Source organism: Polaromonas sp. P5_D5 (assembly GCF_054049435.1).
Genome location: NZ_JBFUMJ010000006.1, coordinates 129341 through 142349, shown reverse-complemented (window position 1 = coordinate 142349; position 13009 = coordinate 129341). Strand labels below are relative to the sequence as shown.

General features: G+C 64.9%; 14 protein-coding genes. 10 read left to right on the top strand and 4 right to left on the bottom strand.

Annotation, left to right across the window (positions count from 1 at the left end):
- Positions 1-225 precede the first annotated feature (225 nt).
- From fba to ACXJKE_RS20405, 3 genes are all read left to right on the top strand, one after another.
- Complete coding sequence (gene fba / locus ACXJKE_RS20415; RefSeq protein ID WP_457282406.1) at positions 226-1290, top strand: class II fructose-bisphosphate aldolase; 1065 nt, start codon at positions 226-228, stop codon at positions 1288-1290.
- 122 nt (positions 1291-1412) lie between these two features.
- Positions 1413-2321, top strand: coding sequence for a phosphoribosylaminoimidazolesuccinocarboxamide synthase (locus ACXJKE_RS20410; protein ID WP_457282405.1), 909 nt, complete (start codon positions 1413-1415; stop codon positions 2319-2321).
- Between the two features lie 28 nt (positions 2322-2349).
- The gene (locus tag ACXJKE_RS20405) at positions 2350-2739 is read left to right on the top strand and encodes a hypothetical protein (protein WP_457282404.1); all 390 of its coding nucleotides are present in this window, start codon (positions 2350-2352) and stop codon (positions 2737-2739) included.
- A gap of 3 nt (positions 2740-2742) precedes the next feature.
- On the opposite strand, the gene trxA is transcribed toward ACXJKE_RS20405, so the two are convergent.
- Positions 2743-3642 carry a thioredoxin gene (gene trxA / locus ACXJKE_RS20400; RefSeq protein ID WP_457282403.1) on the bottom strand — a complete coding sequence of 300 codons (900 nt, stop codon included), beginning with the start codon at positions 3640-3642 and terminating at the stop codon, positions 2743-2745.
- A 160-nt stretch (positions 3643-3802) separates the two neighbouring features.
- Here trxA and purE point away from each other — a divergent pair, with 160 nt between their 5' ends.
- The 4 genes from purE (at position 3803) to ACXJKE_RS20380 (ending at position 7569) form a co-directional block, all read left to right on the top strand.
- Positions 3803-4312 carry a 5-(carboxyamino)imidazole ribonucleotide mutase gene (gene purE, locus ACXJKE_RS20395; RefSeq protein WP_457282402.1) on the top strand — a complete coding sequence of 170 codons (510 nt, stop codon included), beginning with the start codon at positions 3803-3805 and terminating at the stop codon, positions 4310-4312.
- A complete protein-coding gene (locus ACXJKE_RS20390) occupies positions 4309-5577 on the top strand; it encodes a 5-(carboxyamino)imidazole ribonucleotide synthase (RefSeq protein ID WP_457282401.1) in 1269 nt (422 codons plus the stop codon). The genes purE and ACXJKE_RS20390 overlap by 4 nt, the downstream gene beginning before the upstream one ends.
- The gene (locus ACXJKE_RS20385) at positions 5577-6566 is read left to right on the top strand and encodes an L-threonylcarbamoyladenylate synthase (RefSeq protein ID WP_457282400.1); all 990 of its coding nucleotides are present in this window, start codon (positions 5577-5579) and stop codon (positions 6564-6566) included. Before ACXJKE_RS20390 ends, ACXJKE_RS20385 begins: the two co-directional genes overlap by 1 nt.
- 379 nt (positions 6567-6945) lie before the next feature.
- Positions 6946-7569, top strand: coding sequence for a LysE family translocator (locus ACXJKE_RS20380; RefSeq protein ID WP_457282399.1), 624 nt, complete (start codon positions 6946-6948; stop codon positions 7567-7569).
- Between the two features lie 227 nt (positions 7570-7796).
- On the opposite strand, the gene ACXJKE_RS20375 is transcribed toward ACXJKE_RS20380, so the two are convergent.
- Positions 7797-8060: a SemiSWEET transporter gene (locus tag ACXJKE_RS20375; RefSeq protein WP_457282398.1), complete on the bottom strand. Its 264-nt coding sequence runs from the start codon at positions 8058-8060 to the stop codon at positions 7797-7799.
- Positions 8057-9562, bottom strand: coding sequence for a D-alanyl-D-alanine carboxypeptidase/D-alanyl-D-alanine endopeptidase (gene dacB / locus ACXJKE_RS20370; RefSeq protein WP_457282397.1), 1506 nt, complete (start codon positions 9560-9562; stop codon positions 8057-8059). Before dacB ends, ACXJKE_RS20375 begins: the two co-directional genes overlap by 4 nt.
- A gap of 176 nt (positions 9563-9738) precedes the next feature.
- Between dacB and tsaB the strand changes: the two genes are divergently transcribed.
- From tsaB to ACXJKE_RS20355, 3 genes are read left to right on the top strand one after another with little or no spacing between them, the layout of a single operon-like run.
- Positions 9739-10494, top strand: coding sequence for a tRNA (adenosine(37)-N6)-threonylcarbamoyltransferase complex dimerization subunit type 1 TsaB (gene tsaB, locus ACXJKE_RS20365; RefSeq protein WP_457282396.1), 756 nt, complete (start codon positions 9739-9741; stop codon positions 10492-10494).
- A complete protein-coding gene (gene rimI, locus ACXJKE_RS20360; protein WP_457282395.1) occupies positions 10491-10970 on the top strand; it encodes a ribosomal protein S18-alanine N-acetyltransferase in 480 nt (159 codons plus the stop codon). The genes tsaB and rimI overlap by 4 nt, the downstream gene beginning before the upstream one ends.
- A complete protein-coding gene (locus ACXJKE_RS20355) occupies positions 10967-11743 on the top strand; it encodes a uracil-DNA glycosylase family protein (RefSeq protein ID WP_457282394.1) in 777 nt (258 codons plus the stop codon). Before rimI ends, ACXJKE_RS20355 begins: the two co-directional genes overlap by 4 nt.
- A 264-nt stretch (positions 11744-12007) precedes the next feature.
- Here the strand turns inward: ACXJKE_RS20355 and ACXJKE_RS20350 are convergent, their stop codons facing one another.
- Positions 12008-12904 (bottom strand): DMT family transporter, encoded by an 897-nt coding sequence (locus ACXJKE_RS20350; RefSeq protein WP_457282393.1) that lies wholly within the window; start codon positions 12902-12904, stop codon positions 12008-12010.
- Between the last annotated feature and the right edge of the window lie 105 nt (positions 12905-13009).

The following is a 13009-nucleotide window of genomic DNA, read 5'->3' as shown; positions in this document are numbered from 1 at the left end:
AGGCTACACGCAGTGAGCCTGGACGGGGGTGGACGATGTTTACACGCCGTTACGGCATGCATTCAGACACAAGTTCGGTTATCCCACCCTATTCGGGTAAACGTTAGAATCAAGGCTTCGGTTACTTCGTGGTTACGGGCGTTTCCAGGCGGCTTTTACGCCGCACGGCCCTCGCGAGGAACCCGCCTTTTGGCAGTGTTTTTCTAACTTCTGGGGATATCACACATGGCACTCGTTTCTATGCGCGAGCTGCTGGACCATGCGGCAGTCAACGGCTACGGCATTCCGGCTTTTAACGTCAACAACCTTGAGCAGGTGCAAGCCGTGATGGAAGCGGCCAAAGAGACCGGCGCGCCCGTCATCCTGCAGGCCAGCGCAGGCGCCCGCAAGTACGCCGGTGAACCCTTCATCAAACACCTGATCGAGGCGGCTATCGAGATGTATCCCAACATCCCGCTGGTCATGCATCAGGACCACGGCCAGAACCCTGCCGTTTGCCAGGGCGCCATCGACCTTGGTTTTTCGTCCGTGATGATGGACGGCTCGCTCGAAGCCGACGGCAAGACCATCGCCAGCTATGAATACAACGTCGAGGTGACGAAGAAGGTCTCGCAGCTGGCCCACAAATACGGAGTTACCGTCGAAGGTGAGCTCGGCTGCCTGGGTTCGCTGGAGACCATGAAGGGCGACAAGGAAGACGGCCACGGCACCGACGCCACCATGACGCGCGAGCAGCTGTTGACCGACCCCGAGCAGGCCGCCGACTTCGTCAAGCGCACGCAAATTGACGCGCTGGCGATTGCCATCGGCACCAGCCACGGCGCCTATAAATTCACCCGCAAGCCCACCGGCGACATCCTGGCGATTGACCGCATCAAGGAAATCCACAAGCGCATCCCGAGCACCCACCTGGTGATGCACGGCTCGTCCTCGGTGCCGCAGGAAATGCTGGCTGTCATTCGCCAGTACGGCGGCCAGATGAAGGAAACCTACGGCGTGCCCGTCGAGGAAATCCAGGAAGCCATCAAGCACGGCGTGCGCAAGATCAACATCGATACCGACATCCGCCTGGCCATGACCGGCGCGGTGCGCAAGTTCCTGGCTGAAAACCCCGAGAAATTCGACGCCCGCGAATGGCTCAAGCCCGCCCGTGAAGCCGCCAAGGCTCTGTGCAAGCGGCGCTACATCGAATTTGGCTGTGAAGGCCAGGGCGCCAAGATCAAGGGTGACGCCCTGCAGGTCGTGGCCGCCAAGTACGCCAAGGGCGAGCTCGCCCAGGTCGTGCATTAAAAAGCACCGAAAATTCCCGCCGTCCGCCCGCGTGGATTGGCGATAATTCAAAGCCCGTGGACTCTTCCTGAGTCGCGCGGGCTTTTTACTTTGACTCACTTTCGTTACGCTTCGCCCCCACCATGACCCAAGCACTCCATACCTCCGCCCTGACCTCCCTGCCCCTGCTGGCGCGCGGCAAAGTGCGCGACAACTACGCTGTGGGCAAGAACAGGCTGCTGATGGTGGCCAGCGACCGGCTGAGTGCATTCGATGTCATCCTGGGTGAGCCAATCCCCGGCAAGGGCGCGCTGCTCACGCAGATGGCGCTGTTCTGGTTTGGCAAGCTCGGCCACATTTGCCCCAACCACCTGACCGGCGAGACACCCGAAAGCGTGGTCACCCCGGCCGAGGTGCCGCAGGTCGTCAACCGCTCCATGCTGGTCAAGCGCCTCAAGCCCATCCCGGTCGAGGCCGTGGTGCGCGGTTACCTGGCCGGCAGCGGCTGGAAGGAATACCAGGAGAGCCAGGCCGTCTGCGGCGTACCGCTACCCGCGGGCCTGAAGAACGCAGGCAAACTGCCGGAGCCCATCTTCACACCGGCCGCCAAAGCCGAAGCCGGCGAGCACGACGAAAACATCAGCTACGAGCAGGTGGTGAAAGTAGTTGGCGCCGACATGGCCGCGCAGATCAAAAAGATCAGCATCGAGATCTATAGCACCGCCGCCGCCTTCGCCCTGACCAAGGGCATCATCATTGCCGACACCAAATTCGAATTCGGCCTTGATGAGAATGGCGTGCTTACGCTGATGGACGAGGTGCTGACGCCCGACTCCTCACGCTATTGGCCGATCGAAGGCTATGAAGCGGCGTATGCCGCCGGCCAGAACCCGCCCAGTTACGACAAGCAGTTTGTGCGCGACTGGCTTGAAAGCGTGCGCATCAACGGCAAGCCCTGGGACAAGACGCCGCCTGCGCCGCACCTGCCGGCCGATGTGGTTGCCAAGACTGCTGCCAAGTACCAGGAAGCCTTGGCCCGCCTGACGGCCTGAGGCACGGCAGCAGTCGCCGGCGCCCTCCATGGAGTTCCTGCTCGAGTTGCTGTTCGAATTTTTCGGTGAACTGTTTTTGCAGCTCTTCGGTGAGTTTTTTGGCGGTGTTTTCAAGGCGGCCTGGTACAAGCTGCACGGACGCGACCATGAGCTCACTCCCGTGCAGGAAGCTGCCTGGTCTGTGGCTACAGGTGTTGGCGCCGGCCTCCTCACCGTGCTGGTGGTGCCTCATCTGGCGATTCGCCTGCACTGGCTGCAAATTCTCAATCTGCTGCTTGCCCCTTTGCTGGCGGGGCTGCTGGTCGAAAGGGCTCGTGCGTGGCGCGAATCGCGCCGTGAATTCAGCGTTGAGGTGGCAGGCTATGCCGCGCTGTTCGGGTTTGCTTTTGCCTTGACGCGCTGGCTGTTTGGCCAATAAGCCCTAGCTCAAGACGACGCTGCTGAGGCGCCGACGATACGTCGCCACGGTCGCATCTTCCGGCGGGATTTGCCCATCAGCCACCTTGGGCTTGGGCGCTTCCATGACGTCGAGCACGGCGATGTAGGTCTTGCGTGCCAGGTCTTCGTTCCAGGCCTTGTCGCGCATCAGGATTTCCAGCAACTCGTCCAGCGCCTCAGTCCAGCGCTGCTGCGCCATGAGCCAGCGGGCTTTGTCAAAACGTGCTTCGAAATCGCGTTTGTTGGCCGTAATCCTTGCATCAAAACCGGCTGCAGCGCCCACTCCATGAGCGCCGGTAGCTACAAAATCCATAGCATCCATCCAGCGCTTGAGCGAGTCAAAGCGCCGCACCACGGTGGTCTGGGCGATCACAGGCGCAAACGCCACCTTGGCGTCGTCTTCGCGGCCCAGCTGCAGCAGCAGCTTCACATAGTCAAAGCGGGCGTTGTCGTCGGCCGGGTTGGCGGCGACGGCATGCTGGAGTTTTTCCAGCACGGCAGTGGGGTCCGTGTTTTCTTCTTCGAGCGCGAGTTCCTGCTCTTCGGGCTGCTCTTCAGCCGGCGGCAAATGCTTGTCGAGGAATTCCTTGACCTTGCCTTCGGGCAGGGCGCCGGCAAAACCGTCCACCGGCTGGCCGTTCATCATCAATATGCAGGTGGGGATGCTCCGGATGCCGAAAGCGGCACCCAGTTGCTGCTCCTGGTCGGAGTCGATCTTGACCAGCTTGAAGCGCCCGGCATATTCCACTTCCACTTTTTCAAGGATGGGCCCGAGCGACTTGCAGGGGCCGCACCAGGGCGCCCAGAAGTCGATCAGCACAGGCGTGGTCATGGATGCGGCAACGACTTCCGCTTCAAAGTTGGCAATGGTGACGTCGATCATGGTCTGGCAGAGTTGGGGTATCGGGGCCGGTTTTCAACCGGGTCGGCGCAGCTGGACGCCTGAGAGGCAAGAGCGTAGCACGCACGGCACGGCCCTTGCGGTGGCCTGCCCTTAAAATCATGGGGTTAGAACCTGCAACCCCGGCCTTGAAGGTCCCCGCATGACAACAAGCAACAATTCGGCAAAACCCCTGGTGGGTGTGGTGATGGGCTCCAGCAGCGACTGGGAGACCATGCAGCACGCCGTGCAGATCCTGACGCAATTCGGCATTGCGCACGAAGCCCGGGTGGTGTCGGCCCACCGCATGCCCGACGAGCTGTTTGCCTATGCCGAAGGTGCCGGCGGTCGCGGCTTGCAGGCCATCATTGCCGGCGCCGGCGGCGCAGCGCACCTGCCCGGCATGCTGGCCGCCAAAACCACCGTGCCGGTGCTGGGTGTTCCCGTGGCCAGCAAGCATTTGCAGGGCGTGGACTCGCTGCACAGCATCGTGCAGATGCCCAAGGGCATTCCGGTCGCCACCTTTGCCATCGGCAACGCCGGCGCAGCCAATGCAGCCCTGTTCGCGGTGGCCATGCTGGCCCTGCACAACCCGGCGCTGGCCGCCCAATTGCAGGCTTTCCGTGCAGAGCAAACCGCTGCCGCGCACGCCATGACGCTGCCGCCCGCATGACCGCCTCCACCTCTTCCCGGGCCGCCTCCAGCCTGCCGGAGTTGCCTATTTTTCCCGGCACGGCCTCGGCCTCCGGCCAGCCCGCTACCCTCGGCGTGATGGGCGGCGGCCAGCTGGGCCGCATGTTTGTGCATGCCGCGCAGCGCCTGGGTTATTTCACGGCGGTGCTGGACCCCGATCCGCAAAGCCCCGCGGGCCTGGTGAGCCATCACCACATCCAGGCCGGCTACAGCGATGAAAAAGGGCTGACCCAACTGGCCGCACTGTGCGCCGCCGTCACCACCGAATTTGAAAACGTGCCCGCCGGCGCGCTGCAGGCGCTGGCCGCCAGCCGCCCCGTGGCACCCGGCGCTGCCGCCGTGGCCATCGCGCAAAACCGCATCGAGGAAAAATCCCACTTCACCGCCAGCGCCGCCGAATCCGGCGTGCTGGCCGGCGTTACCTGCGCACCCTACGCCGTGATTGAAACAGCCGGGCAGCTGAAGGCGGTGCCCGCCGGTTTGCTGCCCGGCATCCTCAAGACCGCGCGCATGGGCTACGACGGCAAGGGCCAGGTCCGCGTCAAGAATGCGGACGAACTGGCCACCGCCTGGGCCGGCCTGAAGCAGGTGCCCTGTGTGCTCGAAAAAATGCTGCCACTCAAGGCCGAGTGCTCGGTCATCGTGGCGCGCGGCTGGGACGGCAGCGTCGTGAGTTTTGCGCCCCAGCTGAATGTGCATGTCGACGGCATCCTCGCGGTGACGCAGGCTTATGAAGGAAATATGCCTGCAGCGCTTGCTGGTCGTGCGCAAGCAGCTACCAAAACCATAGCAAAACACATTGACTATGTCGGCGTGCTCTGCGTCGAGTTTTTCCTGGTGGACGACGGCAGCGCCGATGGCGCGCTCATCGTCAATGAAATGGCGCCACGCCCGCACAACAGCGGCCACTACACGATGGACGCCTGTGACGTGTCGCAGTTCGACCTGCAGGTGCATGCCATGGCCGGCCTGCCGCTGCCGCAGCCGCGCCAGCATTCACCGGCCATCATGCTCAACCTGCTGGGAGATGTGTGGTTTGACACCCATGGAAAGATGCGCACACCCGACTGGCAGGCCGTGCTGGCACTGCCCGGCACGCACCTGCATCTCTACGGCAAAACCGAAGCCCGCATCGGCCGCAAGATGGGCCATCTCAACATCACGGGCCCCGACGTCGCTTCAGTCAAGGCCACGGCACGCCAGGTTGCATCCATCCTGGGCCTGCCCGGCCTGGACGCCCTCTGATGATTCTTCCCGGTACGGACCCTGAAGCCATTCTTGAAGCCGCACGCCGCATCCGGGCCGGCGGGCTGGTGGGCTTCCCGACGGAGACGGTGTACGGCCTGGGCGCCGACGCTTCCAGCGATCAAGCCGTCGCCGGAATTTTTGAAGCCAAGGGCCGTCCGTCCGACCATCCGCTCATCGTGCACGTGGCCGATGCGGCGCACGTAGACGCTTACGCCAGCAGCGTGCCGCCGTTTGCCGCGCGCCTGATGAAAGCCTTCTGGCCCGGGCCGCTCACCGTGATCCTGCCGCGCAAGGAAGGCGTGGCGGCGGCCGCGGCCGGCGGCCAGGATTCGATCGGCCTGCGCTGCCCCTCACACCCTGTCGCGCTGGCTTTTTTGAAAGCATGTGACACGGGTGTTGCCGGCCCCAGCGCCAACCGTTTCGGCCGCGTCAGCCCCACCACTGCGCAGCATGTGCAGCAGGAGTTTGGCGACAGCCTGCTGGTGCTCGACGGCGGGCCCTGCGATGTCGGCATCGAATCCAGCATCGTCGACTGCACGCGCGGGCGGCCTGTGTTGCTGCGCCCGGGCATCCTCACGCGCGCGCAACTCGAAGCCGCGTGTGGCGAGGCCGTGCTGGGGAAAGACGAATTCGAGCAAAAGGCTCCGGGCGATGCGCCGCGCGCTTCCGGCACGCTCGAAGCGCACTACGCGCCCGACGCCAAGGTGCGCCTGATGGACGCAGGCCCCATACAAACCGCACTCGATTTGCTGGGCGCCGAGGCCGCCCACATCGCCGTTTACGCGCGCAGCATCGTGCGCATCAAGTCAGAAAAAGTGTTGTACCGCCGCATGCCCGACGACGCGCTGGCCACCGCGCAGCAACTGTTTGCCGTGTTGCGCGACTTTGATGCCAAAGGCGTCAAGCTGATCTGGATTGAAAACCCACCGGCGGCCGCCGAGTGGGATGGCGTGCGCGACCGGCTGCAACGGGCTGCCGCGAGCTGAAGCGTCAAGAATCGGCTGCCATGTTGGATGGAACCATCGCTTGTCTCCTCATCGGTGCCGCCGTCGGGTTGTGGATGATGTGGCGCGAGCGCAGGAGCGACCGGCGGAACACTGGCGGGTGTTGCTACCAATGCGGAAGAGCGCTTGGCTTTGACTTCAAGACCGTCACGCGAAGGTACGAAGGAGGGTCAACCAAGCGCGTTGACTTCTGCGCGAAGTGTGCACGCCACCGGCTTGTCTGGGGCTGGCTCGTCCTTGGGCTCGTGATCATTTTTGTTGGGCTAATGTGGTATCACTTGCATCACTCGGGCTGATGGATACCGGCGCATCACATCGAATTTGTCCCCATGTACCTGGGACATCAGGAAAGAGGTAACCCATGCTCTCCATCCTCCTCACCATCTGGTTCCTCCACGTCGCGGCCATGATGAGCCCCGGCGCCAATGTGCTGCTGGTCTCGCAACTCGCTGCCAGCGATAGGGCGCGTAGCGCGGTGTTCGCGGCGCTGGGTGTGACGGCCGGGGCTGCCATCTGGGCGCTGTGCGCGGTGCTGGGCGTCAACGCCATCTTCCAAATTTTTCCGGGGCTGCGCCTGGTGCTGCAGGTGGCCGGTGGCCTGTATCTGCTCTATGTGGCGAGCCGGCTCTGGCGCTCGGGCGGCCTTGCACTGGGCGATGGCGGCCCGGCGGTGTCATCGGCAGCGGCGTTTCGCCTGGGGTTTCTCACCAACATCACCAACCCCAAGTCGGCGCTCTTTTTCGGCAGCGTGTTTGCCGCCTCGTTTCCGGCCGCTCCCAGCCCGGCATTGCAGGCCGCGGCCGTGGCCATGATCGTGGTCAACGCGCTGTGCTGGCACACGCTGCTGGCCTATTTGTTTTCGCGCGAGCGGGTGCGGCTTGCGTATGCCCGTACGCGGGGCACGGCGGACCGCATCGCCTCGGTGGCTGTCGGCGCATTGGGCCTGGGGCTGCTGGCGGCATCATTGCGCGAAGCGCGCTCCTAGAGCCGGTTCTCAGGGCAGCGCGAATTGCCCGTCAGGCTCCGTGACGGGCCAGGCAGGCGTTTTGCCCAAATTTCGGGCATTGTGGCGCAATGCCGCGCCATGCGGTGTTTTCGTCCACAAGTCCCGCCGCCATCAACAGCCTTGTCCACAGGCGGCAGGGATAACTTGCAGGCACATTGATGAAGCATCCGTGCCTGCCGCGCTGGGCGTGTGTGGCACCGGGCTATTCAGTCGCCGCGCCCGTATACCAGCTTCATCACCAGAATGGCCAGCGCCAGGCCCAGCGTGACCGCGTTCGCCAGCACGATGGGCCAGGCGCCCGCCAGCACACCGTAGGCCAGCCACAGTGCCACGCCAACCGTAAAGGCGCTGTACATCGCCAGTGAAATGCCGCTGACATCGCGGCTGCGAAAGGTCAGCCAGGCCTGCGGGGCAAAGCTCGCCGTGGTCAGCACGGCGGCCAGAAAGCCCACGATGTCTGTTGCGTTCATCGCTTGCCCTCCTTGACGGCCCATTCCAGCATCGCATCCAGTGCCGGGCGCGCAGCGGGCGCGTTCGGGTGGTTGATCAGCCCCACCACGATGTAGCGTGCGCCGCTGTCGCCATTGGCATAACCGGCAACCGCGGTCACGTCGCGCAGCGAGCCGGTCTTGACGAAAGCCAGCCCGGCCACCGGCCTGGCGCGTTCGCGCATGGTGGCGTCGGTGCCGGCCACCGGCAGCGAATCGGCGAGATCGGCGGCAAAAGGGCTTTTGGCGGCATGCTGCAGCAGGGCCGACAGGCTGGCGGCACTGATGCGCTCCTCGCGGCTCAGGCCCGAGCCGTTGTCCATCAGCGGGGGTGTGCTGCCGGGCAGGCTTTTGCGCCACCAGGCGGTGAGCGCTGCGCGGGCGGATTCAAGCGTGCCGGCTTTGGGCTGGCCCAGGCCGGCCCAAAGCCCGAGTGTCAAAAAGAGGTGTTGGGCCATGATGTTGTTGGAGTATTTGTTGACGTCGCGCACCATTTCCAGCAACGGCGGCGACTGGTATTCAAACCGCACCGCGGCCTTTTCGCCCGAGAGGGTACCGGTCCTGCGCAGCATGGCCAGCTCTGCCGGCGTGGCGTCGCGCACTGTGCCCGTCAGCAGGCCACCCAGTTGCCGCCACGACCCTTCGATGGCGCGCGCCGCAAAACTCGCGGGGTCGGCATAGGCGCTGGGCCACACTTTTTCGCCGCAGGCCGAAGAATAGGTACCCAGGAATTCGATGTTGACGGGGTTTTCAACGCTGGCACGCAGCTCGCTGCGCCAGTCGCCGCAGCGCGCCACACGCACGATCGGCACCGTCGCGCCCACCTGCACACCCGCCAGCGGCGGCTCATAGCGCACCAGCGCACGGCCATTTGGAAGGTCCGGCGTGAATGTCATCACGATGGTTTTGAAATTGATCAGCAACGCATCGGGCCGGGCGTTGTAGGGCCGCAGCGGCTCGCCGTCAAATTCGCCCGGATCGGTGGGCGGCACGCTGAAGGCGCTGCGGTCCAGCACGATGTCGCCGCGGATCGCCCGCGCCCCTCCGGCCTGCACCTCGGCCAGCAAGGCCTGCAGGCGTTCAACGACCAGCTTGGGGTCGCCGCCGCCCTGCACCACCATGTTGCCGTTGAGCAGGCCGCCCGAGGCGCTGCCGTCCAGTATCACCTTCGTCTTCCAGGTGAAGTCGCGGCCCAACGCGTCGAGCGCCGAGTACGTGGTCACCAGTTTCATGACGGAGGCAGGGTTCATTGGCACATCGGCGCGCCAGCTCAGGCGCGGCACCGGTTTGCCGCTGCCGGCTTCCACCACCAGCATGGACACCGCATCGCGCGGCACCCTGGCGCGCGACAGGGCTTTTTCAATCGGGGCCGGCAGGCGTGCGGTTTGTGCCAGGCCGGGGCTTGCGGCCAGGGCTGCCATGGCCGCCAGGGCAGCCAGCGCAACAGTGTGTGTCGTGCGCGGGCGCAGCAAGTCGTGGGTCATGCGGGGATTATCGCGGTTGAGCGTTCTGCAAGGCGCTGCCGGTGGGCGCCGGGGTGGCCGGCCATTGGCGCGGATAATCAGGGCATACCCATCGGCCCCAGCCTTCGGGTACCCGCAGATCGCTATGAATTTAATAGCTGCTTGCGCCTGATATATAAGGGCTTGAGCCCGATTTAATGCCTGAACTTGTGAAATTCCTCGCTTTTGACACCAGCACTGACCGCATGTCCGTGGCGCTGACCGACGGTGCGCACGTCTGGCAGCACAACGGCCCAGGCGGCGCGCAGGCTTCCACCACGCTGATCCCCGCCATCCTGGCGTTGCTGGCCGAGGCTGGCCTGGCGCTGGGCGAGCTGGATGCCATCGCCTTCGGGCGCGGCCCCGGCTCCTTTACCGGCCTGCGCACCGCCTGCGCGGTGGCGCAAGGCCTGGCGCTGGGCGCCAACCAGGGCGCCGGCATTCCCGTGCTGCCTGTCGACACGCTGATGGCTGTGGCCGAAGAAGCGCGCTTTCAGCTGCAGGGTGATGACGAAGCGTCCCTGCGCGTCACCGCGCTGCTGGATGCGCGCATGGACGAAATGTATGTGCAGGGTTTTGAGTTCAGCGGCGGGCACTGCCGGGCGCTCGGCGAATGCGGGCTGGTCCGGCCTGAAAACCTGGTGCCGGACACTGCGGCCGGTTTGTTCGCGGGCAATGTTTTCGCGGTGTACGCCGGGCGTTTGCCGGGCAGCCTTGCGGCATTTGCACAGGCCGAGGCCCTGCCCACGGCCACCGCCATGCTGCGCCTGGCGCCGCAGCTGGCTGCTGCCGGGCTGTGCGTCAGCGCCGACCTCGCCCTGCCGCTCTACGTTCGCGATAAAGTAGCGCTGACCACCGAAGAGCGCGACCAGGTCAGGGCCGCCAAGCTGGCCGCCGCTCCACCCCTTTCATGAACGCCATCCTCAAGCCCCTCGAAGCCCAGTTCGAAGCCATGACACCCGCATGGCTGGATGAGGTGGTGCGCGTGGAAAAAACCGCGTATGGCCACCCCTGGACGCACGGCAATTTCAACGATTCGCTCAACGCCGGCTACCAGGCGCAGCTGCTCACTGCCGGCAATGCGCCCGACGCCGTGCTGCTGGGTTATTTTGTGGCCATGAAGGGCGTTGACGAAGTACACCTGCTCAACATCACCGTGGCCCCCGAACACCAGCGCCAGGGCTGGGCCCGCATCATGCTGGATGCGCTGGCCCTCTGGTCGCGCGGGCAGGGCGCGCAGTGGCTGTGGCTGGAAGTGCGCGTGAGCAATGTGCGGGCCAAGGCTATCTATGAACGCTACGGCTTTCGCCACGTCGGCACGCGCCGCAACTACTACCCGGACGGCGCTTCCACGCGCGAAGATGCGGTCGTCATGAGCCTGGCGCTATGAGCCTGGACCTCGACAAACGCCAGCGCGCCATGCTGCGCGAAATGGGTGTGCGCGTGTGGCTGCCGGTTGCCGCTGCGCCTGCTGAAGCTGCCGCTGCTATTGATTTGGTAGCTGCTGGCGCACGATCAGTAACGCCCGCAAGTGAATTTGATCAAAAAGTCAGTGCGCCTTCCACGTCCGCTGCACCGCGAGAGGCTGCGCCGCCCGTGCGGCCCGTGCAGGCGCCGGCTCGCCCGCAGGCCGAGGCGCGCGAAACCGCTGCACCCGGCACGACGGCTGCGTGGCGCATGGGAGACGCGCAAGCCCTGTACGCTGACGCCGCCCATGCTGAAGGCGCGCGCTGGCTGGTGCTGGCCGAAACGCCGGCGGCTGCGCTGCAGCGGGAGCCTTTCAACCCCTTTGAAGGTGATGCCGGCAAGCTGCTCGACAACATGCTGCGCGCTGCGCGCCTGCACAAGGCCGGCATGGTGCTGCTGGCGCCGCTGGTCCGGCAGGCGGCATCCGGTGCGGGTGCCGGCCTGCCTGAAGCGCTGCCCGCCCTGGTGGCCAGCGCGCAGCCCGATGTCGTGCTCGTTATGGGCCGCCTGGCCGCGCAGGCGGTGTTGCAGTCCGCCGAGCCTTTCGGCAAACAGCGCGGCCAATTGCACAGCCTGCATGGAGCCCGCATGGTCGTGACCTACGACGCCACCTATTTGCTGCGCAACCCGGCCGACAAGGGCAAGGCCTGGGACGACCTGTGCCTGGCCATGAATTTGGTCACCAATCCGGGCTGATTTTTGTCAGGCCTTAACTGCGCCACGGCTGGGCGTGGGGCCTGTTCGCCTTATTTCCGGGGCTGCGTTGCCACTGCAAGGGACTGGATGCAAGGCGCCCGGGCGCAGCCAAGGCTTTGGCCTTGCAAGCGCGGGCAACGCCGCAGACGGTCCCTTGCAGTGGCAACCCGTAGGGAAGGCCCGCCAAAGTGCGCCACTCGGCGTTGCACTCCTTACGTGTGCGCATGCACACGCGGCGTCGCGCGCCTTGATTGGCGCACTTTGTCAGGTCTTCGCAGCCCCGGAAATAAGGCGAACAGGCCCTAGCACCGAGGCAATCGCCACCACCATCAGCACCACCGCAGCCCAGTCCTGCCAGTGCAGCACTTCGCCCAGGCCCAGCGCGCCTGAAAACACCCCGAGGATGGGAATCATCATCACGCTCAGCGTGGAAGCCACCGGCGGCAGCGCGCGCGCCAGCGTGAACCACGCCGCATGCGCAAAACCGAAGATCAGCACCGCGTTGTAAAGAATCGCGCCCCAGGTCGTGGGCGAAGGAGCCTTCCACTGCGGCATCTCAAACACGACACCCAACACGGTCAGCATCACGGCGGTCATCACCGTCATCCAGAACGACAACGTCAGCGTCGCGGCCGGTATCGTGGTCTTGCGCAGCAGCTGCGTGCCCAGCGCCCACACCGCGGCCGCCACCAGCGCGCACAGCACACCCAGGGGGCTGCCCGACAGGTTGGTCATTTCATTCCATAGCAGTAGCGCCACGCCCAGTGCGGCGGCCGCCACCCCCAGCCAGTTGCGGGCTTTTAGCGTCGCGCCAAAAAACCAGGCGCCCAGCAGCGCCGAAAAAATCGGCATGGTGTAGCCCAGAATCGCCGCACGCCCGCTGCTGAGGTTTTTGACGGCGAGGATGATCAGTGCATGCCAGACAAACATGTTGGCCGCAGCCAGCCAGAAGAGCTCACGCCACCTGCCCCGCGGCACCCCAAACGGCACCTTCAGCACCACCATGGCGATGCCCAGCACCGGGATGCCCAGCCAGATCGACATCGCCCGGAACGTCAAGGGTGGAAAGTCCGCAATCCCCAGTTTCATCACCGGCCAGTTCAGGCCCCAGACCAGGGTGAGCAGAACCAGCAGGATGAGTTGGCGTTGCGAGAGTTGCATGGAACTATTGTGCCCCCACGGTCGCTCACTTCGTGTAGCTTCCTGCCCCCCGAGGGGGCCGCCCGCCTGCGGTCTGGCAAAGCCAGTCCCGCGGCTCATGCTGGC